Genomic DNA, 22,707 nt, shown 5'->3' on the forward strand with positions numbered 1-22,707 from the left:
TCGGTGCGCGGCCGCAGTGCCGGTCTCAGGCGTTGGCGGCCGTCATCTGCCGCAGCTCCTTCTTGAGGTCCGCGATCTCGTCCCGGAGCCGGGCGGCGAGCTCGAACTGGAGCTCCTCCGCCGCGGCGTGCATCTGCTGCGAGAGCTCCTGGATGAGGTCGGCCAGGTCGCTCGCCGCCGCCCCGGCAAGCTTCTCGCGCACCGACTCCCCCGTCTTCCGGCGGTCCTTCCCCCCGGGCCCCTTGCCGGCGCCGCGATAGCCACCCTCGAGCAGCTCCGCCGTGTCGATGTCCTCACGCGCCAGCATGTCGGTGACGTCGGCGATCCGCTTGCGCAGCGCCGTCGGCTCGATGCCGTTGGCCTCGTTGTAGGCGACCTGCTTCTCCCGGCGCCGGGTCGTCTCCTCGATCGCGTGCGCCATGGAGTCCGTGATCCTGTCGGCGTACATGTGCACCTGGCCGGAGACGTTTCGCGCCGCACGCCCGATCGTCTGGATCAGCGAGGTGGACGAGCGCAGGAACCCCTCCTTGTCCGCGTCGAGGATCGCCACGAGGGAGACCTCGGGCAGGTCGAGTCCCTCACGGAGCAGGTTGATGCCGACGAGGACGTCGAACTGCCCCAGCCTGAGCTCGCGCAGCAGCTCCACCCGGCGCAGGGTGTCGACGTCGGAGTGCAGGTAGCGGACGTGGACCCCGCGCTCGAGCAGGTACTCGGTGAGGTCCTCCGCCATCTTCTTCGTCAGGGTGGTGACGAGAACCCGTTCGTCACGCTCGACGCGGTCGCGGATCTCCCCGAGCAGGTCGTCGATCTGGCCCTTCGTCGGCTTGACGACGATCTCCGGGTCCACCAGGCCGGTGGGCCGGATGATCTGCTCCACCACGCCGTCGGACTGGCTCAGCTCGTAGGGCCCGGGCGTGGCCGAGAGGTAGACGGTCTGGCCGATGCGCTCGAGGAACTCCTCCCAGCGCAGCGGACGGTTGTCCATCGCCGAGGGCAGCCGGAACCCGAAGTCGACGAGGGTGCGCTTGCGGGACATGTCGCCCTCGTACATCGCGCCGATCTGCGGGACGGTCACGTGCGACTCGTCGATGACCAGGAGGAAGTCCTCCGGGAAGTAGTCGAGCAGGGTGTTCGGGGCGCTGCCGGGCGCACGGCCGTCGATGTGCCGGGAGTAGTTCTCGATCCCGGAGCAGGTGCCGATCTGCCGCATCATCTCGATGTCGTAGGTGGTGCGCATGCGCAGGCGCTGCGCCTCGAGCAGCTTGTTCTGGCGCTCGAGCTCCTCCAGCCGCTCGGCGAGCTCGGCCTCGATGCCGGTGATGGCTCGCTCCATGCGCTCCGGGCCGGCCACGTAGTGGGTGGCGGGGAAGAGGTGCACGGCCTCCTCGGAGCGCACGACGTCGCCGGTCAGCGGGTGCAGGGTGCTCAGCCCGTCGATCTCGTCCCCGAACAGCTCGATGCGGATCGCCAGCTCCTCGTAGACCGGGATGATCTCGATCGTGTCCCCGCGGACCCGGAAGGTCCCGCGGGTGAAGGCCACGTCGTTGCGGACGTACTGCATCGTGACGAACTGGCGCAGCAGGTCGTCCCGCTCGACCCGGTCCCCGACCTTGAGCTGCACCATGCGGTCGACGTACTCCTGCGGGGTCCCGAGGCCGTAGATGCAGGAGACGGAGGCGACCACCACGACGTCCCGCCGCGTCAGCAGCGAGTTGGTGGCGCTGTGCCGGAGCCGCTCGACCTCGTCGTTGATCGAGGAGTCCTTCTCGATGTACGTGTCCGTCTGCGGCACGTACGCCTCGGGCTGGTAGTAGTCGTAGTACGAGACGAAGTACTCGACGGCGTTGTTGGGCAGCAGCTCGCGGAACTCCGTCGCGAGCTGGGCGGCGAGGGTCTTGTTCGGCGCCATCACCAGGGTGGGGCGCTGCACCTGCTCGACGAGCCAGGCGGTGGTGGCCGACTTGCCGGTGCCGGTCGCGCCCAGCAGGACCACGTCCTTCTCCCCCGCCCGCAGCCGCTCGGTGAGCTCGGCGATCGCCGTCGGCTGGTCGCCCGAGGGGGTGTACTCGGACACCACCTCGAACGGGGCGACGGTGCGCTGCAGATCGGTCACGGGACGCATGGGTCAACGTTACGTCGGAGCACCGACATCGCCCCACGGGGCAGCGCTCACCCGCCCGGCGGAGCCTGGTCCAGCCCGGCGGCGAACCGGGTCAGCAGGGCTGCGAAGGTGCGCCGGTCCTCCTCGCTCCACGTGGCCATCTGCTCCTCGATCACGTTCGCCCCGGAACGCCGCACCTGCTCCCGCACCGCCTCGCCGCGCGCCGACAGCGTCAGTCGGGACGCTCGTCCGTCGGCCGGGTCCGGCGAGCGGTCCACCAGACCGGCGCGCTCGAGCCGGCGGACCTGGGGCGTCACGGTGGACTTGTCGACGCCCTGCCAGGCGGCCAGCGCGGTGACGCGCATCGGCCCCTGCTCGCCGAGGGCCTCCACGAGCCAGGCGTCCGTGGGTGTCAGACCGCCGGTCACGTCGCGCGCGAGCCAGCGGCCGCGCACCCCTGCGCGGCTCGCCCACCGCAGCACGCGGGTGAGTGCCACCTGGAGCTCCTCCGCGAACCGGGTCTCCGGACTCACGAGGTCGTCCTCGGGCCCGGTCTTCTGGTTCACGGCGTCCACATCAGCCACGTCGGAGGTCATGGTTAGTGAGGTTACACAAACCAACTTGTTGACGCCGTCGCCCCGAATATCTAAACTAGTTTGCGTACACCAACTATCTGCGCCCGGAAAGGCTGGTCCCCGCCTTGCCAGAGAAACCTGCCGTACCGCCGTCCACCGGCGAAGCTCGTGACCACCGCCGGAACCCCGACGATCGGACGAGGCCGCCCTCGCAGCCGTGGCGTACGGAGGGGGTCCCGGAGGAGAACAGGCCGGAGCCTCCGCGCTGGGGCCGGATCGTGGCGTGGATGCTCGTGGGTTGGCTGGTGCTCTTCGGGCTCACCACGGCCCAGGACGTCATGGGGTCGCAGGCCGCCCCGATCTCCTACACCGAGTTCACCCGGCAGGTGGAAGAGGGGAACGTCGAGGAGGTGTACTCCCGCGGGCAGACGATCGAGGGCGTCCTGGCCGAGGAGGCCCCGCTCCCGGACGGGCCGGACGGCGCGACCTACCTCCAGTTCACCACCGAGCGGCCGACCTTCGCCCAGGACGACCTGCTCACGGCCCTGGAGGACGGCGACGCCGTCGTCCGGGCGACCCCGGTCACCGAGCAGCGCGGGCTGCTGCCCAACCTGCTGATCTCGCTGCTGCCCCTGGCACTGCTGGTCGGGTTCTACGTCTGGCTCTTCCGCCGCGCCCGCCGAGCGGGCGCCGGCATGCTCGGCGGCATGGGCCGCAAGAAGGCCAGGCCGGTCGACCCCGAGAACGTGCGGGTCAACTTCGACGACGTCGCGGGCATCGATGAGGTCAAGGCCGAGGTCTCCGAGGTCGTCGACTTCCTCAAGAACCCGGACAAGTACACCCGGCTCGGCGCGAAGGTGCCCAAGGGCGTCCTCCTCGAGGGCGGCCCCGGCACGGGCAAGACCCTCCTCGCCCGGGCCACCGCCGGCGAGGCCGGCGTGCCGTTCTTCTCCGCCAGCGCGTCGGAGTTCATCGAGATGATCGTCGGCGTCGGCGCCCAGCGCGTACGGGACCTGTTCGCCGAGGCCCGCAAGGTCGCCCCCGCCATCATCTTCATCGACGAGATCGACACCATCGGACGCTCCCGCTCGGGCAGCCGCTCCGTGGGCGGCAACGACGAGCGGGAGCAGACCCTGAACCAGATCCTCACCGAGATGGACGGCTTCGACGGCACCGAGGGCGTCGTCGTCATCGCCGCGACCAACCGCGCCGACGTCCTCGACGCCGCCCTGACCCGGGCCGGCCGCTTCGACCGCAAGATCACCGTCTCCCCGCCCGACCAGACCGGGCGGGCGCAGATCCTCCGCGTGCACACCCGCGGCAAGCCCCTCGCCGGCGACGTCGACCTCGACGCGGTCGCGAGGTCCACCCCCGGCATGACCGGCGCGGATCTTGCCAACCTCGCCAACGAGGCCGCCCTGCTCGCCGCCAGACGCGGCCAGGACCAGCTCCACGCCAAGGACTTCGCCGACGCCCTCGAGAAGGTCCAGCTCGGCTCCGAACGCGCGGTGGTCATGCCCGAGGAGGAACGGCTCCGCACCGCCTACCACGAGGCCGGGCACGCCCTGCTCGGCATGCTCCAGCCCGGCGCCGACCCCGTGCGGAAGATCTCGATCATCCCCCGCGGCCGCGCCCTCGGCGTCACCCTCTCCACCCCCGACGCCGACCGGTACGGCTACGACGCCGAGTACCTCAAGGGCCGCATCATCGGCGCCCTCGGCGGCACGGCCGCCGAGGAGGAGATCTTCGGCGTCGTCACCACCGGCGCCGAGTCCGACCTGCAGACCGTCACCGCCATCGCACGCCAGATGGTCGGCCACTGGGGCATGTCCGAGAAGATCGGCCCGGTGCAGGTCTACCCCACCGAGGGCGACGCCCGGCAGAACGGCGCCTCCGAGGCGCTCCTCGAGGCCGTCGACCGCGAGGTCCGGGCGCTGATCGAGAAGTGCTACGCCCAGGCCCGACGGCTCCTGCGCGAGAACCGCGACAAGCACGAGGCCATCGTCGCCGCCCTCATGGAGCACGAGACCCTCGACGAGGCCGACGCCTACGCGGCCGCCGGCATCGACCGAGCCCCGGCCGACCGGCACCTCGTCGGCGCGTCCTCCGGCTCGCACGACTCCGGCGGCGCCTGACCGGGATCTGCTACCCGGCGGTGGCCCCGTCCTCCTCGTCGGGGGCCGGGGCGACCGCCTGGGTCGAGGACCCCGGGACCCACTGGACGTCACCCAGCTCGAAGTTGACCCCACGGGCGACGACGAAGAGCAAGGTCGACAGGCGGTTGAGGTACCGGCCCACCTCGCGGTTGACGACGTCCGGGTACGCCTCGACGGCCCTCCAGACGGCCAGCTCGGCGCGACGGACCGCGGCCCTCGCCTGGTAGAGCAGCGCGGCCCCCAGGGTGCCGCCGGGCAGCACCATCCCGCCGAGGTCCCCGGCCTGCTCGGAGAAGTGCTCGATCGCCCGGTCCAGCCGTTCGACGTAGGCGGGGACGATCGTGACCTCGACGGGGGTGCCGTAGGTCGACACGCCGAGGTCCGTGACGAGGTCGAGCAGGTCGTTCTGCACGCTCAGCAGCATCGTCGCCACGTCGCGGGAGAGCGACGCGGCCGCCGTCGCCACCCCGATCGCCGCGTTCGCGGCGTCGGTCTCGGTGTAGGCGGCGACCCGCAGGTCGGTCTTGGAGACCTCGCCGTGCGTGCCGAGGAAGATGCGGCCGGTGTCGCCGATGTGCGCGGTCGGTCCTGGGTCGCCGTCGTCAGTCATGGGTGTCACGATACTGACCGCGGGGCGGCGTGCCTCCCGGCCGCCGGGGCCCGCAGGACACTTCGTGTCGCCCGGGGGGAAAGGAACCGAGAACCGCATGGGGACCCAACCGTCGGAGGACCGCACCACCGCAACCGCCAGCTCGGTGCAGCCGGCCCGGGGGTGGGCGACCGTCGACAAACCGATCTTCTACATCTCGGTCGGGCTGGTCGTCGCGATCTGCCTCCTCGGCGTGCTCTTCACGGAGACGGTCGGGGAGGTCGCCGGCGCCGCCCTCAACTGGGTCACGTCCACCTTCGGGTGGGTGTTCATCCTCGGGTCCGCCGCCTTCGTGGTCTTCTCCGTGGTTCTCGCGTTCGGGCGCTTCGGGAGCATCCCGATCTCGCGGGAGGGCGAGGAGACGGAGTTCTCCCGCATCTCGTGGATCGCGATGATGTTCAGCGCCGGCATGGGCATCGGGCTGATGTTCTTCGGCGTCTACGAACCCGTCACGCACCTCGCGTCCCCGCCGCCGTTCGTGGACGCCGCGCCCGACAGCGCCGGGGCGGCCCAGAACGCCATGGCCTACACGCTGTTCCACTGGGGTCTGCACCCGTGGGCGATCTACTCGGTGGTGGGCCTCGCCCTCGCGTACTCGACCCACCGGATGGGCCGCGGCAACCTCATGAGCGCCCCCTTCCAGGCCATCCTGGGCCAGGACCGGATCGAGCGACGCGGCTGGGGCAGGCCCATCGACATCCTGGCGATCCTGTGCACGAAGTTCGGCTCCGCCACCTCGCTCGGCCTGGGCGCCCTGCAGATCGCGGCCGGCATCTCGCTCCTGCGGACGGGCGAGTTCGTGGACGACCCGGGCACTCAGCTGCCGGTGATCATCATCTGCGTGCTCACCGTCGGGGTCGTCATCTCGGCGGCGAGCGGCGTCTCGCGGGGCATCAAGTGGCTGAGCAACACCAACGTCGTCCTCGCCGCGGTCCTGCTGGTGTTCGTCTTCGTGGTCGGGCCGACCGTCTTCATCCTCGACCTGCTGCCCGAGTCGCTCGGGGCGTACTTCTCCAACCTCATCCCCATGAGCTTCCAGTCGGCCGTCTTCGGCGGCGGTGACTGGCTCGCCAGCTGGACGATCTTCTACTGGGCGTGGTGGATCTCCTGGACACCGTTCGTCGGGACGTTCATCGCGCGCATCTCCCGCGGACGCACCATCCGCGAGTTCGTCCTCGGCGTGCTGCTGGCGCCGACGGCCGTCAGCATCATCTGGTTCTCCGTGTTCGGCGGTGCCGGCATCAACCTGCAGCACAGCGGCGTCGACATCGCCGGCACCGGGAACGAGGCCGCCGGGTTCTTCGCGATGCTGAGCCAGTACCCGTTCTTCACGGGCGCCGCGCTCGTGGTCATGGTGCTCACGGCGGTCTTCTTCGTCAGCGGCGCCGACGCCGGGTCCCTGGTCATGGGCACCCTGTCCTCGTACGGACGCACGACCCCGTGGACCCCGGTGGTGATCGTCTGGGCCGTGCTGACCGGCGCGGTGGCGGCCGTCCTGTTGTTCGTCGGCGGGCTCGGCGCGCTGCAGACCTTCACGATCCTCGCCGCGACACCGTTCATCGTCATCATGCTCGGGCTCTGCGTCTCGCTGTACGTGGACCTGCGACGGGACCCGCTCCGGCTCCGCAGGCCGAGCCCCGTCCGGCAGGCCACGGCCGTGCCCTCCCAGGTGCCGTTCGCCGACCCCGCCCCGACCCAGGACCCGGAGGATCAGGCGGGCGGTTCGCCGTAGCGCGCGGCTGAGGCGCCTGGCGACGGCGCGCGGACCGTCCCGCTGCCGCTCCGGCGCCGGTCCCTCTCGGGCACGAGCCGGTCGTCCCACAGCCGTCGGACCGCCTCGACCAGCTCCTCAGGTGTGCCGGAGTTGTCCAGCCACACGTCCGCCACGGCGCGCCGGGCGGCGTCGTCGGCCTGGGCCCGGACCCGTGCGCGGGCGTCCTCCTCCGACATGCCGCGGTGGGTCGCCAGCCGCCGGACGCGGACCTCCTCGTCAGCGCCGACGACGACCACGAGGTCGTAGTCGTCGGCCAGCCCGTTCTCGACGATGAGCGGGACGTCGTGGACGACGACGGCGTCGTCGGGCGCCCGCTCCTGGCGTCGTCGGCTCTCCGCGGCGACCAGCGGGTGCGTGATGGCCCCGAGGCGCTCCAGGGCGGCCGGGTCGGCGAAGACCCGCGCGGCCAGGGCGGCGCGGTCGAGGGACCCGTCGGGCGCCAGCACCTCCGTGCCGAACTCCGCGACGACGGCGGCCAGCCCGTCGCTGCCCGGCGCCACGACCTCGCGGGCGATCCGGTCGGCGTCGATCACCACCGCGCCGAGGCGCGCGAGCTCAGTGGACACGGTCGACTTGCCGGAGCCGATGCCCCCGGTGAGGCCGACGGTGAGCATCAGCCGGCGTCCACGGGGACGAGGCCGGGCGGGCGGAGCTGGGTCACGGGTCGAGCGTACTGGGCGTGGCCAACCTGCAGCGGTCACGGCAGGATGGCAGGGCAAGGACAAAACGGTCGCGCCCACGGGCGCGAGAAGACAGGAGCGCACGATGCCGAACCCCCTCACGAGCAAGGCCACCAACACCTGGAAGGGCAACCTCTTCCAGGGGTCCGGCACCACCAGCCTGGAGAGCTCGGGCCTCGCCACGTTCGACGTGGACTGGAAGGCGCGCACCGAGGAGCACGGCGGCAGGACGAACCCCGAGGAGCTCATCGCGGCCGCCCACTCGAGCTGCTTCTCGATGGCCTTCTCGAACGAGCTCGACTCCAACGGCACCCCGCCCACCGAGCTGCGGACGACCGCCGAGGTGACCTTCGTGGCCGGCGAGGGCATCACGGGCATCAAGCTCACCTGCGAGGCGCAGGTCGAGGGCATCTCCGAGGCGGACTTCCAGCGGATCGCCGACGCCGCCAAGACCGGCTGCCCGGTGAGCCAGGCGCTGAAGGCCACCCCGATCGAGCTCACCGCGAAGCTCGTCTGACAGGTCCCCGGGCGTACGACGAGGCCCGTCGCTCCCCTCGGGGAACGACGGGCCTCGTCGTCGGTCAGGGTCGTGGTGACCCGGCCCTGCCGCCTGCGGCGGCGCGGGACTCAGTGACCGGTGAGCTTCTCACGCAGCGCGGCGAGCGCCTCGTCCGAGGCCAGGGTGCCCTGCGCCTCGGCCGGGGCCGTCGAGCTGTACGTGGTCGGGCCGGCGGTGCTGCTGCTGGCGCTCGTCGACACGGAAGCCTCGGTGTCGGCCTCCATGGCGGCCGCGACCTGCTTCTTGTGGGCCTCCCAGCGGGCGTGCGCCTGGGCGTACTCGTTCTCCCAGGCCTCGCGCTGGGCCTCGTAACCCTCGAGCCACTCGTTGGTCTCCGGGTCGAAGCCCTCGGGGTACTTGTAGTTGCCCTGCTCGTCGTACTCCGCGGCCATGCCGTACATCGACGGGTCGAAGTCGTCGCTGGTCGGGTCGACGCCCTCGTTGGCCTGCTTGAGGGACAGCGAGATGCGGCGGCGGTCCAGGTCGATGTCGATGACCTTGACGAAGACCTCGTCGCCGACCTTGGCCACCTGCTCCGGCACCTCGACGTGGCGCTGGGCCAGCTCGGAGATGTGGACCAGGCCCTCGATCCCGTCCTCGACGCGCACGAACGCACCGAAGGGGACGAGCTTGGTGACCTTGCCCGGCACGACCTGCCCGATGGCGTGGGTGCGGGCGAAGGCCTGCCACGGGTCCTCCTGCGTCGCCTTGAGCGACAGGGAGACACGCTCGCGGTCCATGTCGACGTCGAGAACCTCGACGGTGACCTCCTGGCCGACCTCCACGATCTCGTTCGGGTGGTCGATGTGCTTCCAGGACAGCTCGGAGACGTGCACGAGCCCGTCCACGCCGCCCAGGTCCACGAACGCACCGAAGTTGACGATGGAGGAGACCACACCGTGGCGGACCTGGCCCTTCTGCAGGGTCTGCAGGAAGTGCGAGCGGACCTCGGACTGGGTCTGCTCGAGCCAGGCGCGGCGGGAGAGCACCACGTTGTTGCGGTTCTTGTCGAGCTCGATGATCTTGGCCTCGAGCTCCTTGCCCACGTAGGGCTGGAGGTCGCGGACGCGACGCATCTCCACGAGGGAGGCGGGGAGGAAGCCGCGCAGACCGATGTCGAGGATCAGGCCGCCCTTGACGACCTCGATGACGGTGCCGGTGACGACGCCGTCCTCCTCCTTGATCTTCTCGATCGTGCTCCAGGCGCGCTCGTACTGGGCGCGCTTCTTGGACAGGAGCAGGCGGCCCTCCTTGTCCTCCTTCTGGAGGACGAGCGCCTCGATCTTGTCTCCGACGGAGACGACCTCCTCGGGGTCCACATCATGCTTGATGGAGAGCTCGCGGGAGAGGATGACGCCCTCGGTCTTGTAACCGATGTCGAGGAGGACCTCGTCCCGGTCGACCTTGACGATGGTGCCCTCGACGATGTCCCCGTCGTTGAAGTACTTGATGGTCGCGTCAATCGCGGCGAGGAAGTCTTCCTCGGAACCGATGTCGTTGACAGCAACCTGGGGGGACGTCGGCTGCGTGGGCGTAGTGGTGGTCATTGAGAGGTGGACTCCGATGCGGACAGGAAACTAGTGCGGACAGGTTTGTTCTGGATGTTTCGACGCAGGAGCAGCCGTATAGGCACAACTGCACCAAGGGTTGATCCTACCGACGCCACGCTCGGCGCGGCAACCACCGCCGCCCCCTGGGGACGCCCCCGCCCGGTGACCTGACTCACGCCGGCGGTGTCCCCCGCCCGGCCGCGTCCCGCACACTGGGGGCATGTCCGCCCAGAGCACGCCCGCCCGAGCAGGGTACGAGCCGGTCGACGGCGACTCCGCCGCCCGCGCGAACGCCACCTGGTGGAGCGAGGAGTCCGCCGCCTACCTCGCCGAGCACGGCACGTTCCTCGGACCGGCCGACTTCTGCTGGTGCCCCGAGGGCCTGCGGGAGTCCGACGCCCACCTGCTCGGGCCGGTCGAGGAGCTGCGCGGGGCGCGGGTGCTCGAGGTCGGCGCCGGCGCCGCGCAGTGCTCCCGGTGGCTCGTCGCGCAGGGGGTCGACGCCGTCGCCACGGACGTGGCGGCCGGCATGCTCCAGCGGGCCCGCGAGCTCGACGTCGCGACCGGCGTCACCGTCCCGACGCTCCTCGCCGACGCGCGGGCACTGCCCTTCCCGGACGCGTCCTTCGACGTCGTCTTCACCGCGTTCGGCGCGCTGCCGTTCGTGCCGGACGCCGCGCGCGTCCACGCCGAGGCGGCGCGGGTGCTGCGACCGGGCGGGCGCTGGGTCTTCTCCGTCACCCACCCGGTGCGGTGGGCGTTCCCGGACGACCCGACGGCGCACGGGCTCACCGTCACCCGCTCGTACTTCGACCGCACCCCCTACGTCGAGCTGGACGCCGCCGGGACCCCTCTCTACGCCGAGTACCACCGCACCGTCGGCGACCACGTCCGGGACGTCGTCGCCGCCGGTCTCGTGGTCGAGGACCTGGTCGAGCCGGAGTGGCCCGACGGTAACCACAACGTCTGGGGCGGGTGGGGGCCGGAGCGCGGCGCGCTCCTGCCGGGGACGGCGATCTTCGTGACCAGGCGCCCGTAGGGGCGGGTGCCCGCACGGCCTCTCAGTGGGCGGCGTCGCGCCAGGACCGGCCGGTGCCCACGGAGACGTCCAGCGGCACGGACAGCTCGGCCGCGCCGGACATCTCGCGCCGCACCAGGGCCTCCACGTCCTCCGCCTCCCCCGGCGCCACCTCGAGCACGAGCTCGTCGTGGACCTGCAGCAGCAGGCGGGAGCGCAGCCCGGCGCTCTCGAGCCCGCGCCTGGTGCCCACCATGGCGACCTTGATGATGTCCGCCGCCGACCCCTGGATCGGGGCGTTGAGCGCCATCCGCTCCGCCATGTCGCGGCGCTGGCGGTTGTCGCTGGTCAGGTCCGGCAGGTAGCGGCGCCGGCCCATGATCGTCTCGGTGTAGCCGGTCTTGCGCGCCTGGTCCACGACGCCGGTGAGGTAGTCCCGCACGCCGCCGAACCGCTCGAAGTACCCCTCCATGAGCGTGCGAGCCTCGGAGACCTCGATGCGCAGCTGCTTCGACAGGCCGAAGGCGCTCAGGCCGTAGGCCAGGCCGTAGCTCATCGCCTTGATCTTGCTGCGCTGGGCGGAGGTCACCTGGTCGGTCGGGACGTCGAAGACGCGGCTGCCGACGAAGGAGTGGAGGTCCTCACCGGAGTTGAACGCGTCGATGAGCCCCTCGTCCCCGGAGAGGTGCGCCATGATGCGCATCTCGATCTGGGAGTAGTCGGCCGTGAGGAGCTGCTCGTACCCCTCCCCGACCACGAAGCCCTCGCGGATGCGCAGCCCGTCCTCCGTGCGCACGGGGATGTTCTGCAGGTTGGGGTCGGTCGAGCTCAGCCGGCCGGTGGCGGCGATCGTCTGGTGGAAGGTGGTGTGGATGCGCCCGTCGTCCGAGATCGAGCGCAGCAGCCCCTCGGCCGTCTGCCGCAGCCGGATCTGGTCGCGGTGGGCGAGCAGGTGCTCGAGGAACGGGTGCTCCGTCTTCGCGTACAGGTCCGCCAGCGCGTCGGCGTCGGTGGTGTAGCCGGTCTTCGTCTTCTTCGTCCTGGGCATCTCCAGCTCGGTGAACAGCAGCTCCTGGAGCTGCTTCGGGCTGGAGAGGTTGACCTCGTGGCCGATGGTCTCGAACGCCATCTCGGCGGCGCGCTCCACCTCACGGTCGAAGTCGGCACGCAGCGACTCGAGGTTCTCGGCGTCGGCGCTGATACCGACGCGTTCCATCTCCTGCAGCACCTGCTGCACGGGCAGCTCGAGGTCGCTGAGGAGCTGGGCGGCGCCCCGGTCGGCCAGCTCGGCGCCGAGCGCCCCCGCGAGCTCGACGACGGCGCCCGCGCGGACGCCGGCGGGCCGGTCCGCGTTCCCGCCGTCCAGCGCCAGCATCCCCTGGCCGTCGCCGGCCTCGTCCAGGTCCAGCTCGCGGCGCAGGTACCGCACGGTCAGGTCCGCGAGGGCGTAGCGGCGCTGGTCCGGGTGGGTGAGATAGCCGGCCAGCGCGGTGTCGAAGGTGACGCCGGCGAGGGTGAGGCCACGCCCGCCCAGGGCGTGCCAGGCCCGCTTCGCCTCGTGGACCGCCTTGGGCCGGGCCGGGTCGGCGAGCCACGCCGCCAGCACGGACTCCTCCTCGGGCGGCAGCTCGGAGAGGTCGACGGAGACGGCGTTCCCGCCGTCGTCCGCGACCGCCAGCGACCACGCGTCACCGGAGCCCTGGGAGTAGGTGCCGGTGACGTCGAGCCCGAGGAGCTGGTCGCGACGCTCGGCCAGCCACGGCCCGAGCCCGCCGGCGAGGTCCTGCACGGCCACGACGTCGATCTCGAGCGTCTCCGCAGGCGCGGCCTCGTCCTTGTCCGGGAACGTGGCGAAGAGCCGCTCGCGCAGGACGTCGAACTCCAGCGTGTCGAAGAGCTGGTGGACCGCCTCACGGTCGAACGGGCGGCGGGCGAGGTCGTCGACGCCGAGGGGCAGCTCGACGTCGGTGACGAGCCCGTTCAGGCGCCGGTTGACGATCACCTGATCGAGGTGGTCGCGCAGGTTCTGGCCGGCCTTGCCGCCGATCTCGCCGGCCCGGCCGATGACGTTGTCCAGGCCGTCGTAGAGGTTCACCCACTTGGCGGCCGTCTTGGGGCCCACGCCGGGCACGCCGGGCAGGTTGTCGCTCGTCTCCCCCACCAGCGCGGCCAGGTCGGGGTACCGCTCGGGCGGGACGCCGTACTTCTCCGCGACGGCGTCCGGCGTCATCCGGGTGAGGGTGGAGACACCTCGGACCGGGTACAGCACGGTGACGTCCTCGCGGACGAGCTGGAAAGTGTCGCGGTCCCCGGAGATGACCAGGACCTCCATGCCGGCGCCGGCACCGGCGGTGGCGAGCGTCGCGAGGACGTCGTCGGCCTCGAAGCCGGGCTTCTCCAGGACGGCGACGTTCATGGCGTCCATGACCTCGCGGATGAGGGGCACCTGGCCGCGGAACGGCTCCGGGGCGGCGTCCCGGTTGCCCTTGTACTCGGCGTACTCCTGGGTGCGGAACGTCGGCTCGGACAGGTCGAACGCCACGGCGAGATGGGTGGGCCGCTCCTCGTCGAGCAGCTTGATGAGCATCGACAGGAACCCGTAGACCGCGTTGGTGTGCTGACCCGTGGAGGTGGAGAAGTTCTCCACCGGCAGGGCGTAGAAGGCACGGAAGGCCATCGAGTGGCCGTCGACGAGCAGGAGGCGCGGGCGCTGGGTGTCTGTCACGGGTGCAACCCTAGGCTCCATGACTGACAGCGACGACCTCCTCCCCGCCCTCCTGGCGAGCTTCGCCGGCACCCTCGTCGAACGGCTCGGCATCGAGCTGGTCGTCGCCGAGCCGGAGCGTGTGGTGGCACGGATGCCGGTGGCCGGCAACACCCAGCCCCACGGGCTGCTGCACGGCGGGGCGACCGCGGCGCTCGCCGAGACCGTCGGCTCAGTCGCCGCCACCATCCACGCCGGGACGGGGCGGACCGCCGTCGGGACGGAGCTGAGCGCGACCCACCACCGCTCCGCGCGGGAGGGGCACGTCACCGCCACGGCCACGCCCCTCCACCTCGGCCGGCGCACCGCCACCTACGACGTCGCGGTGCTCGACGACGACGGCCGGCGGGTCTGCACCGCGAGGCTCAGCTGCATGATCCTCGGCGAGCCCGGCGGGCCGGCGCAGTCATGACGAGACCTCAGGCCGGACCGCAGAAGTCGTGTGGCACGTATGACGAACGCCACACCGGGGGTCCGCTTCTCCCCTAGGCTTCCCTCACCCGGGGCCACCTGACGGTCGCGGGCCAGGTCGGCCGACAGGACGGAGACCCCGGTGACATCGGGTCATCCCCGCGCTCCGCGACGCGCACTCCTCCCGGCCGTCGTCGCGCTCCTTGGCGCCCTGCTGCTCGTCCTGCCCCTGTGGTCCACGCCAGGCGCGGCCGCGGCGTCCGCGGCGTGCGTCGCCGACGCGAGCACCGGCTGCATCGGCGGCACCATCCGCAGCGCCGCGGGTCAGCCCGCGGCCGGCGTCGTCCTGAAGGTGGAGGGCCAGGGGCAGTCGGTCGAGGCGAGGACGGACGACACCGGCCGGTGGAGCGCCGCGGTGACCGCCGCCGGCGAGTACACCGTCACCCTCGACGAGGGGACGCTGCCCGCCGGCGAGACGCTGCGCGACCCGGGCGCCAACCCCCGCACCGTCACCGTGGAGCTCGGCGGCACCACAGGGGCGCTGTTCCCGCTCGGCGCTCCGGTGGCGGGCGGCGCGGGCGGCGCCCCCACGTCCGAGGCACCGACCACGGACGACGGCGGAGCTGCGGTCCCGCCCGACGGCCAGGGCGGCGACGAGGCCGACGTGGCACCGGAGAGCGCGGCGGCCGGGAGCGGCGGCGCCGGCGGCCGGTTCGTCCAGCTCGTCGCCTCCGGCCTCATCTTCGGCCTGCTCCTGGCGCTCGCGTCCGTCGGACTCTCGCTGCTGTACGGCACGACGGGGCTGAGCAACTTCGCCCACGGGGAGCAGGTGACGCTCGGGGCGCTGCTGGCGTACTTCTTCGTGCAGGTGCAGGGCCTGCCGCTGCCGGTGGCCGGTGCGCTGGCCGTGCTGGGCGGCCTGCTCTCCGGCTACCTGCAGGACCGTGGCATCTGGGGGCCGCTGCGGCGCAAGGGCATCGGCCTGGTCCAGCAGATCATCGTCACGATCGGCCTCTCGCTGAGCCTGCAGTACACGTTCAACCTGCTCGCCGGCGGCGGGAGCCTGCGCATCGTCACCTCCAGCCCCGGCATCGTCCAGATCGGCCCGGTTCGCCTGACCGAGCAGTCGGCCGTCTCGGTGGTCATCGCCGTGCTCGTGCTCGCCGGCGTCGGCTACTTCCTCACCGGTACCCGCATCGGGCGCGCCACCCGCGCCGTCGCCGACAACGCCGCCCTCGCCGCGGCCTCCGGGATCGCGGTCGACCGCATCGTGCGCCTCGTGTGGACCGTGGGCGCCGGGCTGGCGGCCCTCGGCGGCGTGCTGCTCGGCCTCTACCTCAACGCCACCCGGTGGAACATGGGCACCGCGCTGCTGCTGCTGATGTTCGCCGCCGTCACCCTCGGCGGCCTGGGCACCGCCTTCGGGGCGCTGGCGGGCTCGCTGGTCATCGGCCTCGTCGTCGAGCTCTCGACGCTGCTCATCCCCAGCGACATGCGCTACGCCGCGGCGCTGCTCATCCTCATCCTCGTCCTGCTGCTGCGGCCCCAGGGCATCCTCGGCCGCGCCGAACGCATCGGTTGACCCGGAGGCACCCGTGGAATGGTCCAACCTCGTCACCAACGTCGCCGGCGAGCTGTTCGCGCCCACGACCGCCGCCTTCGCGCTCGCCGCCATCGGCCTCAACGTCCACTTCGGGCTGACGGGGCTGCTGAACATGGGCCAGGCCGGCTTCATGCTGCTCGGCGCGTACGGGTTCGCTATCTCCACGATCGCGGGCCACCCGCTGTGGTTCGCGGTGGCCGTGGCGATCGCGTGCGCCGTCGTCTTCGCGCTGATCCTCGGCATCCCGACCCTGAAGCTGCGCGGCGACTACCTGGCGATCGTCACCATCGCGGCGGCGGAGATCGTCCGGCTCGTCGGCCGCTCCACCGCGCTGACCGAGCTGACCGGCGCGTCGAACGGCCTGCTCGGCAACGCCTTCAAGACCACCTTCCACGGCGCCTCGCCGTTCCCGGACGGCAGCCTGACGCTGGGGCCCTTCACGTACGCGATGAACGCCTCGAACAGCTGGTGGCTGCGCCTGGTCGGCTGGGTGGTCGTGATCCTCGGCGCCCTGCTCGTCTGGCGGCTCATGCGCAGCCCGTGGGGCCGGGTGCTCAAGGGGATCCGGGAGGACGAGGACGCCGTCCGGTCCCTCGGCAAGAACGTCTTCGCCTACAAGATGCAGGCGCTCGTGCTCGGGGGCGTCATCGGCGCGCTGTCCGGCATTCTCTACGTCCTGCCCCGGGCCGTGCAGCCGGACGCCCTCGGCAGACCCACGACGTTCTACGTGTGGACGATCCTGCTGCTCGGCGGGGCCGCCACGGTGTTCGGCCCGATCCTCGGCTCCATGCTGTTCTGGGCCACGCTCATGCTCATCAAGTCGTTCATGCGGGCCGCGGTGCCGGAGCAGGTGATGACGGTCGGCGAGATCGAGAACTTCGGCTGGATCCTCGTCGGCATCACCCTCATGCTCCTCATCGTCTTCAGACCGCAGGGCCTCCTCGGGGACGAGAAGGAGCTGGCGATCGATGCCCGATGAGACCACGGCCACCCGGCCGCCCCGCGCCGACCTCACCGCCGTCGAGCGCGTCCCTGGCGCGGCGAAGCCGGACCCCATCCTGGTGGCCGACGACGTCACCCGCACCTTCGGCGGGATCAAGGCCGTCGACGTCGCGCACCTGGAGATCGCCCGGCACGCGATCACGGCACTCATCGGCCCCAACGGCGCCGGCAAGACGACGTTCTTCAACCTCGTCACCGGCTTCGACCGGGCCGACTCCGGCCGCTGGACGTTCGACGGCCGGTCCGTCGAGCGCGACGGGGCCGCCCGCGTGGCCCGCGAGGGCATGGTCCGCACGTTCCAGCTGACCAAGGCGCTCAGCCGGATGACCGTGCTCGACAACATGCGCCTCGGCGCCCGCGACCAGCCCGGCGAGCGGCTGGGCGCGGCGCTTCTGCCCGGCCTGTGGCGCTCGCGCGAGCGGGAGATCACCGACAAGGCGCTGGAGCTTCTCGCCCGGTTCCGCCTCGACGCCAAGAAGGACGACTTCGCCGGCAGCCTCTCCGGCGGGCAGCGCAAGCTGCTGGAGATGGCGCGGGCGCTCATGAGCGACCCGGTGATGATCATGCTGGACGAGCCCATGGCCGGCGTGAACCCGGCCCTGACGCAGTCGCTGCTGGGCCACATCACCAGCCTGCGTGACGAGGGCATGACCGTCCTCTTCGTCGAGCATGACATGCACATGGTCCGCCACATCTCCGACTGGGTGGTCGTCATGGCCGAGGGCCGGATCGTTGCCGAGGGACCCGCGCGCAGCGTCATGCACGAGCAGGCGGTCGTCGACGCCTACCTCGGGTCGCACCAGGACCGCGACCTCGGCGACGACTCGCTGCTCGAGGACTAGGAGGACAGCGATGACGACGTCGACGAGCGGTAGCGCCCTGCACGCCGGTGCGCCCCCGGGACGGCCGATCCTCGAGGCCCGCGAGCTGGTGGCCGGCTACCTGCCGGGGGTCAACATCCTCAACAGCTGCAACCTCGAGGTCCACCCCGGCGAGCTCGTCGGCATCATCGGGCCGAACGGCGCCGGGAAGTCGACGATGCTCAAGGCCCTGTTCGGCCTCGTGAAGGTCCGCTCCGGCACCGTCCTCCTCGACGGCGAGGACATCACCAACGAGCGGGCCGACACCCTCGTACGCCGCGGCATCGGTTACGTGCCCCAGAACAACAACGTGTTCCCCTCGCTCACGATCGAGGAGAACCTGCAGATGGGGCTCTACCAGGACCCACGGCGCTTCATCGAGCGCTTCGCGGCGATCGTGGACATCTTCCCCACGCTCGGCGACCGGCGGCGCCAGCGCGCCGGGTCGCTCTCGGGCGGGGAACGCCAGATGGTCGCCATGGCCCGGGCCCTGATGATGGACCCCAAGGTGCTGCTGCTCGACGAGCCCTCCGCGGGCCTGTCACCGGTCCGGGCGGACGAGGCGTTCATCCGTACCCGCAAGATCAACAGGTCCGGGGTCTCCGTCGTCATCGTCGAGCAGAACGCCCGCCGCTGCCTGCAGATCTGCGACCGCGCCTACGTGCTCGACCAGGGCGCCAACGCCTACTCCGGGCCCGGCCGGAAGCTCATGGACGACCCCAAGGTCATCGAGCTCTACCTCGGCACCCTCGCCGCCGACGTCGAGCAGGCGCAGCGCGGCGTCGAAGAGGCGGACAAGGGCGAGCGGGCGGACAAGGGCGAGCGGGCGGGTAAGGGCGACGACGACGCTCCCGGCGCCCACGTGGGCTGACCCACTGCGCTGGACCAGCGTGGGCTGATTCGGGCTGCGCCGTCGCCGCCCTCGCCGTCGGCGGATCAGGACTCGACGACCTCGCCGTACTCGACGCGCTGGAAGTGGTTGTTGTTCTCCGCGTCGAAGAGGTAGATGCCGATGTTGGCCGCCGAGGGGTCGTTCTCCTCGTTGAAGGGCCCGATGCCGGAGACGGCCTGGTACTTGATGTCCTCACCCTTGCCGAGCAGGTCGGCGCACTCGGAGAAGCCGGTGCACTCGGTCCCGCCGTCGGCGCCCGAGACCGCGGCCATGTTCTTCTGGATGGTGGGGCCGTCGGTGCCCTCGCCCCGCACGGCGGCCAGCGCGGCGAGCATCACGGCGTCGTAGGACTCCGCGGCGTAGTTGAAGTCCTTGAGGTCCGGGTTCACCTCCTTCAGACGGGCCCGGAACTCGTCGCTGGGGAACGCCCCCGGCTGCGTGCCCTGCGCTCCCTCGAGGGTGCCCGGGTCGAAGTCGGTGCCGAAGTTCTGCAGGTTGCCGTCCACGAAGTAGGTCTTCGACATGTCGAAGCCCTGGTTGACCAGCTCCGCCACGATGAGGGGGGTCTGCGTGGTGAACGCGATGATCGCGATGGCGTCCGGCTTCGTCGCGAGGGCGTTGCCGACGATCGTGGAGAAGTTCTGCTCGGTGGGGTCGAACTCGTCGCCGGGGTTCCCGTACGTGATGGTGCCGCCGGCGTCCTCGACCACCTTCTTCACGACGTCGCGCAGACCGGTGCCGTAGTCCTCGTTGAACACGAGGACGCCCACGTTCGCGTGGCCGTCGTTGACGATGAGATTGCCGAGCACGTCACCCTGGACGGTGTCGGGCGGCGCGGTGCGGAAGTAGAACGGGGAGTACCCCGACAGCGTCGCCGAGGTGTTCGCCGGGGAGATCTGCACGATCTCCGCCCCCGTGACGTCGTCGACGACGTTCAGCGTGACCTGCGAGGAGGCCGCGCCCACGATCGCGGAGACGTTCTCGCGGACCAGCTCCGTCACGGACTGGGTGGCCACCTGAGCGTTGTCCGCGTCGGAGGAGTCCTTGTGGGAGACCTCGACCTCCTTGCCGAGCACGCCGCCGGCGTCGTTGATCTCCTTGACCGCCAGGTCGACGCCGGCGATCTCGGGCGGACCCAGCTGCGAGAGCGACCCGGTGACGGGCAGCAGCGTGCCGATCTTGAGGCCGCCCGAGCCCCCGGTCGCACCCGGAGCGGCGGTGCCCTCGTCCCCGCCACCTCCTCCGGAGCAGGCGGCGAGCGTCATCGACAGCGCGGCGACGAGGGCCAAGGAACGAGCTGTGGTCTTGCGAGTCATGCCGTCTCCTCAGGTTGCGTCACGCCTCGATCCCCGCGACCGCGCGTGTCTCGTGCGCGCCAACCTATTCACGGGCACCGCCCGTGTCAGGGCGTCATGTCGCAACTGTGTAACAGAACGGTCACGATTGTGGCGTACGTCACATTCGGACGGCCCTGACGCGACGACGGCGGCCCGGCCCCTCGAGGGGCCGGGCCGGACGACAGACGGGCGGACGGCTACTTCTTGCCGCCGACCTGCTCGATGACCGCGTCGGCGACCTCACGCATGGTGAGCCGGCGGTCCATCGACGTCTTCTGGATCCAGCGGAAGGCCTCCGGCTCGCTCAGGCCCATCTTCGTCATGAGGAGGCCCTTGGCGCGGTCCACGCGCTTCCGGGTCTCGAACTGCTCCGCGAGGCTGGCGACCTCGGACTCCAGGGAGGTGATCTCCTGGTGGCGGGAGATCGCGATCTCGACGGCCGGCAGGAGGTCGGCGGGCGTGAAGGGCTTGACCACGTAGGCCATCGCGCCGGCGTCGCGCGCCCGCTCGACGAGCTCCTTCTGGGAGAAGGCCGTGAGCATGACGACAGCGCAGGTGCGGTTGGCGATGATCCGCTCCGCGGCGGTGATGCCGTCCATCACAGGCATCTTGACATCCATGACGATGACGTCGGGCTCGAGCTCGTCGGCCAGGGCGACGGCCTGCTCGCCGTTGGCGGCCTCACCCACGACGTCGAAGCCGGCCTCGGTCAGCGACTCGACGATGTCGAGGCGGATCAGGGTCTCGTCCTCCGCGACGACGACACGGCGGCGCGTACCGGTCTCCTCCGCGGCCCCGGCCTCGGGGCCGGGCAGGTCGAGGGGGGCGTCCTCCGTCGTGATGTCGACCGCGTCGGCGCTGGTCGCGGCGTCGTTCTCGTTGTCTGTCACGCGGCAAGCCTATAGCGAGGTCCTGACGGGGGCAGCACCGCAAAGCCCGCACGTGACAGGCTTCACCAAGTGCTCCCGGCGGGACTCGAACCCGCATGCCTCTCGGCGCCGCATTTTGAGTGCGGTGTGTCTGCCAGTTCCACCACAGGAGCGTGACGGCGGCGCTCAGGCTACCGCGCCCGGCGGCCGCCGCCGGACAGGCGCCCGCCCAGCGACCGTCGCCGTCGGACAGCGACGGCCCCGCCCGGCAGCTGCCGGGCGGGGCCGTGGCGGGTGATCAGGCGCGGGTGGCCTTGGCGTAGGTCTCGCCGATCTTGTGCACGCGGATCGAGTTGGTGGACCCGACCTGCCCCGGCGGCATGCCGGCGACGATGACGACGCGGTCGCCCTCGTCCGCCAGCCCGGAGGTCTGCAGGATCTGGTCGACCTGGTTGACCATGTCGTCGGTGTGCGTGACCTCGGGCACCGTGTACGTCTGCACGCCCCAGCTCACGGCGAGACGGTTGCGCACGTCCGTGTCCGGGGTGAACGCCAGCAGCGGGATGGGCGAGCGCAGGCGGGACATCCGGCGCGCGGAGTCGCCCGACTGGGTGAAGGTGACGAGGTACTTGACCTCGAGCATCTCGCCGATCTCCATGGCGGCCTTGGTGATGACGCCGCCGCGCGTGTGCGGGCTGGAGCCGAGCGGGGCGATGCGCTCGCCACCGTTCTCCTCGGTGTTCTCCACGATGCGGGCCATGGTGCGCACGGTCTCGATCGGGAAGTCACCCACGGAGGTCTCGCCGGAGAGCATGACCGCGTCGGCGCCGTCGAGGATGGCGTTGGCGACGTCGGAGGCCTCGGCGCGGGTCGGCCGCGGGTTGGTGACCATCGACTCGAGCATCTGCGTGGCGACGATGACCGGCTTGGCGTTGCGGCGGGCGAGCTCGATGGCGCGCTTCTGCACGAGCGGCACCTGCTCCAGCGGAAGTTCCACGCCGAGGTCGCCGCGGGCCACCATGATCGCGTCGAAGGCGTCAACGATCTCGACCAGGTTGTCCACGGCCTGCGGCTTCTCGACCTTGGCGACGACCGGCACGCGACGGCCGACCTCGTCCATGATCGCGTGGACGTCCTCGATGTCCGCGGCGGAGCGGACGAAGGACAGGGCGATGAGGTCGGCGCCGACCTTCAGGCCCCAGCGCAGGTCGTCCTTGTCCTTCTCCGACAGGGCGGGCACGGAGACGGCGACGCCGGGCAGGTTCAGGCCCTTGTGGTCGGAGACGGGGCCGGGCACCTCGACGCGGGTGATGACGCGGGGGCCGTCGACCTCGAGGACGCGCACCGCGACCTTGCCGTCGTCGATGAGGATCCGGTCGCCGGGCGTGCAGTCGCCGGGCAGGCCGGCATAGGTGGTGGAGGCGAGCTCACGGCTGCCGGGGACGTCCTCCGTGGTAATGGTGAACGTGTCACCCTCGCGGAGCTCCTCCTTGCCGTTGGCGAAGTTGCCCAGCCGGATCTTCGGGCCCTGGAGGTCCACCAGGACGGCGACGGCGCGCCCGGAGGCCTGGGCCGCGGCCCGGACGTTGTTGTAGACCGCCTCGTGCTCCTCGACGGATCCGTGGGACCGGTTGATCCGGGCGACGTCCATCCCGGCGTCGACAAGTTCCTGGACCTTCTCGGGTGAGGCTGTGGCTGGGCCAATCGTGCACACGATCTTCGCTCTACGCATGGCCCCCAGCCTAGGGCCTGGGGGTGCGGACGCACCCGGCGCGACCACCGGGTGCGGCCTATGGCCTCGCCCACATCTGGGACCCGCGGCGGCCCAGGGCGGACGAACGTCCTCCCCGCCGACCGCCCTCGCCGACGGCGCAGGGAACGTCCGCGGCCCGGCGCACGGCGGCCCG

General features: G+C 71.2%; 18 protein-coding genes and 1 tRNA gene. 9 read left to right on the forward strand and 10 right to left on the reverse strand.

Going from position 1 to position 22,707, the window contains the following annotated elements; all coding sequences use genetic code 11:
- Nucleotides 1-25: 25 nt before the first annotated feature.
- Nucleotides 26-2,122 (reverse strand): excinuclease ABC subunit UvrB, encoded by a 2,097-nt coding sequence (gene uvrB / locus ATJ97_RS03055; protein WP_098482481.1) that lies wholly within the window; start codon nt 2,120-2,122, stop codon nt 26-28.
- A gap of 47 nt (nt 2,123-2,169) precedes the next feature.
- On the reverse strand, nt 2,170-2,697 hold the full coding sequence (locus ATJ97_RS03060; RefSeq protein WP_098482482.1) for a MarR family winged helix-turn-helix transcriptional regulator: 528 nt from the start codon (nt 2,695-2,697) through the stop codon (nt 2,170-2,172).
- Between the two features lie 266 nt (nt 2,698-2,963).
- Here ATJ97_RS03060 and ftsH point away from each other — a divergent pair, with 266 nt between their 5' ends.
- Complete coding sequence (gene ftsH / locus ATJ97_RS03065) at nt 2,964-4,811, forward strand: ATP-dependent zinc metalloprotease FtsH (RefSeq protein ID WP_098485181.1); 1,848 nt, start codon at nt 2,964-2,966, stop codon at nt 4,809-4,811.
- 10 nt (nt 4,812-4,821) lie between these two features.
- Here the strand turns inward: ftsH and ATJ97_RS03070 are convergent, their stop codons facing one another.
- Nucleotides 4,822-5,442, reverse strand: a complete 621-nt coding sequence (locus ATJ97_RS03070; RefSeq protein WP_170037080.1) for a cob(I)yrinic acid a,c-diamide adenosyltransferase — start codon at nt 5,440-5,442, stop codon at nt 4,822-4,824.
- Between the two features lie 97 nt (nt 5,443-5,539).
- Here ATJ97_RS03070 and ATJ97_RS03075 point away from each other — a divergent pair, with 97 nt between their 5' ends.
- Nucleotides 5,540-7,213, forward strand: a complete 1,674-nt coding sequence (locus ATJ97_RS03075; RefSeq protein ID WP_098482484.1) for a BCCT family transporter — start codon at nt 5,540-5,542, stop codon at nt 7,211-7,213.
- Here the strand turns inward: ATJ97_RS03075 and coaE are convergent.
- A complete protein-coding gene (gene coaE / locus ATJ97_RS03080; protein ID WP_245862061.1) occupies nt 7,192-7,869 on the reverse strand; it encodes a dephospho-CoA kinase in 678 nt (225 codons plus the stop codon). The two genes, ATJ97_RS03075 and coaE, sit on opposite strands and share 22 nt — an antisense overlap.
- Before the next feature lie 151 nt (nt 7,870-8,020).
- Between coaE and ATJ97_RS03085 the strand changes: the two genes are divergently transcribed.
- The gene (locus tag ATJ97_RS03085) at nt 8,021-8,452 is read left to right on the forward strand and encodes an OsmC family peroxiredoxin (RefSeq protein WP_098482485.1); all 432 of its coding nucleotides are present in this window, start codon (nt 8,021-8,023) and stop codon (nt 8,450-8,452) included.
- A gap of 110 nt (nt 8,453-8,562) precedes the next feature.
- On the opposite strand, the gene rpsA is transcribed toward ATJ97_RS03085, so the two are convergent.
- Nucleotides 8,563-10,041 carry a 30S ribosomal protein S1 gene (gene rpsA / locus ATJ97_RS03090; protein ID WP_098482486.1) on the reverse strand — a complete coding sequence of 493 codons (1,479 nt, stop codon included), beginning with the start codon at nt 10,039-10,041 and terminating at the stop codon, nt 8,563-8,565.
- Nucleotides 10,042-10,264: 223 nt separating this feature from the next.
- Between rpsA and ATJ97_RS03095 the strand changes: the two genes are divergently transcribed.
- Nucleotides 10,265-11,083, forward strand: coding sequence for a class I SAM-dependent methyltransferase (locus tag ATJ97_RS03095; RefSeq protein WP_098482487.1), 819 nt, complete (start codon nt 10,265-10,267; stop codon nt 11,081-11,083).
- Between the two features lie 22 nt (nt 11,084-11,105).
- On the opposite strand, the gene polA is transcribed toward ATJ97_RS03095, so the two are convergent.
- Nucleotides 11,106-13,808 (reverse strand): DNA polymerase I, encoded by a 2,703-nt coding sequence (gene polA, locus ATJ97_RS03100; protein WP_098482488.1) that lies wholly within the window; start codon nt 13,806-13,808, stop codon nt 11,106-11,108.
- Between polA and ATJ97_RS03105 the strand changes: the two genes are divergently transcribed.
- The 5 genes from ATJ97_RS03105 to ATJ97_RS03125 all read left to right on the forward strand — a co-directional run bounded on the left by ATJ97_RS03105 (nt 13,807) and on the right by ATJ97_RS03125 (nt 18,573).
- On the forward strand, nt 13,807-14,238 hold the full coding sequence (locus tag ATJ97_RS03105; RefSeq protein ID WP_098482489.1) for a hotdog fold thioesterase: 432 nt from the start codon (nt 13,807-13,809) through the stop codon (nt 14,236-14,238). The two genes, polA and ATJ97_RS03105, sit on opposite strands and share 2 nt — an antisense overlap.
- A gap of 141 nt (nt 14,239-14,379) precedes the next feature.
- Nucleotides 14,380-15,819: a branched-chain amino acid ABC transporter permease gene (locus ATJ97_RS03110; protein ID WP_098482490.1), complete on the forward strand. Its 1,440-nt coding sequence runs from the start codon at nt 14,380-14,382 to the stop codon at nt 15,817-15,819.
- Between the two features lie 13 nt (nt 15,820-15,832).
- Nucleotides 15,833-16,819, forward strand: coding sequence for a branched-chain amino acid ABC transporter permease (locus ATJ97_RS03115; RefSeq protein WP_098482491.1), 987 nt, complete (start codon nt 15,833-15,835; stop codon nt 16,817-16,819).
- A complete protein-coding gene (locus tag ATJ97_RS03120) occupies nt 16,809-17,684 on the forward strand; it encodes an ABC transporter ATP-binding protein (RefSeq protein WP_098482492.1) in 876 nt (291 codons plus the stop codon). The genes ATJ97_RS03115 and ATJ97_RS03120 overlap by 11 nt, the downstream gene beginning before the upstream one ends.
- Before the next feature lie 10 nt (nt 17,685-17,694).
- Nucleotides 17,695-18,573, forward strand: coding sequence for an ABC transporter ATP-binding protein (locus tag ATJ97_RS03125; protein ID WP_098482493.1), 879 nt, complete (start codon nt 17,695-17,697; stop codon nt 18,571-18,573).
- Between the two features lie 65 nt (nt 18,574-18,638).
- Here the strand turns inward: ATJ97_RS03125 and ATJ97_RS03130 are convergent, their stop codons facing one another.
- The 4 genes from ATJ97_RS03130 to pyk all read right to left on the reverse strand — a co-directional run bounded on the left by ATJ97_RS03130 (nt 18,639) and on the right by pyk (nt 22,532).
- The gene (locus tag ATJ97_RS03130) at nt 18,639-19,910 is read right to left on the reverse strand and encodes an ABC transporter substrate-binding protein (protein WP_098482494.1); all 1,272 of its coding nucleotides are present in this window, start codon (nt 19,908-19,910) and stop codon (nt 18,639-18,641) included.
- 218 nt (nt 19,911-20,128) lie between these two features.
- A complete protein-coding gene (locus tag ATJ97_RS03135; protein ID WP_245862796.1) occupies nt 20,129-20,746 on the reverse strand; it encodes an ANTAR domain-containing response regulator in 618 nt (205 codons plus the stop codon).
- 145 nt (nt 20,747-20,891) lie between these two features.
- Nucleotides 20,892-20,973: transfer RNA gene (locus ATJ97_RS03140), tRNA-Leu, on the reverse strand.
- A 125-nt stretch (nt 20,974-21,098) separates the two neighbouring features.
- Nucleotides 21,099-22,532, reverse strand: coding sequence for a pyruvate kinase (pyk, locus tag ATJ97_RS03145; protein WP_098482495.1), 1,434 nt, complete (start codon nt 22,530-22,532; stop codon nt 21,099-21,101).
- Between the last annotated feature and the right edge of the window lie 175 nt (nt 22,533-22,707).

The sequence above is a fragment of the Georgenia soli genome, from assembly GCF_002563695.1.
GTDB lineage: Bacteria > Actinomycetota > Actinomycetes > Actinomycetales > Actinomycetaceae > Georgenia > Georgenia soli.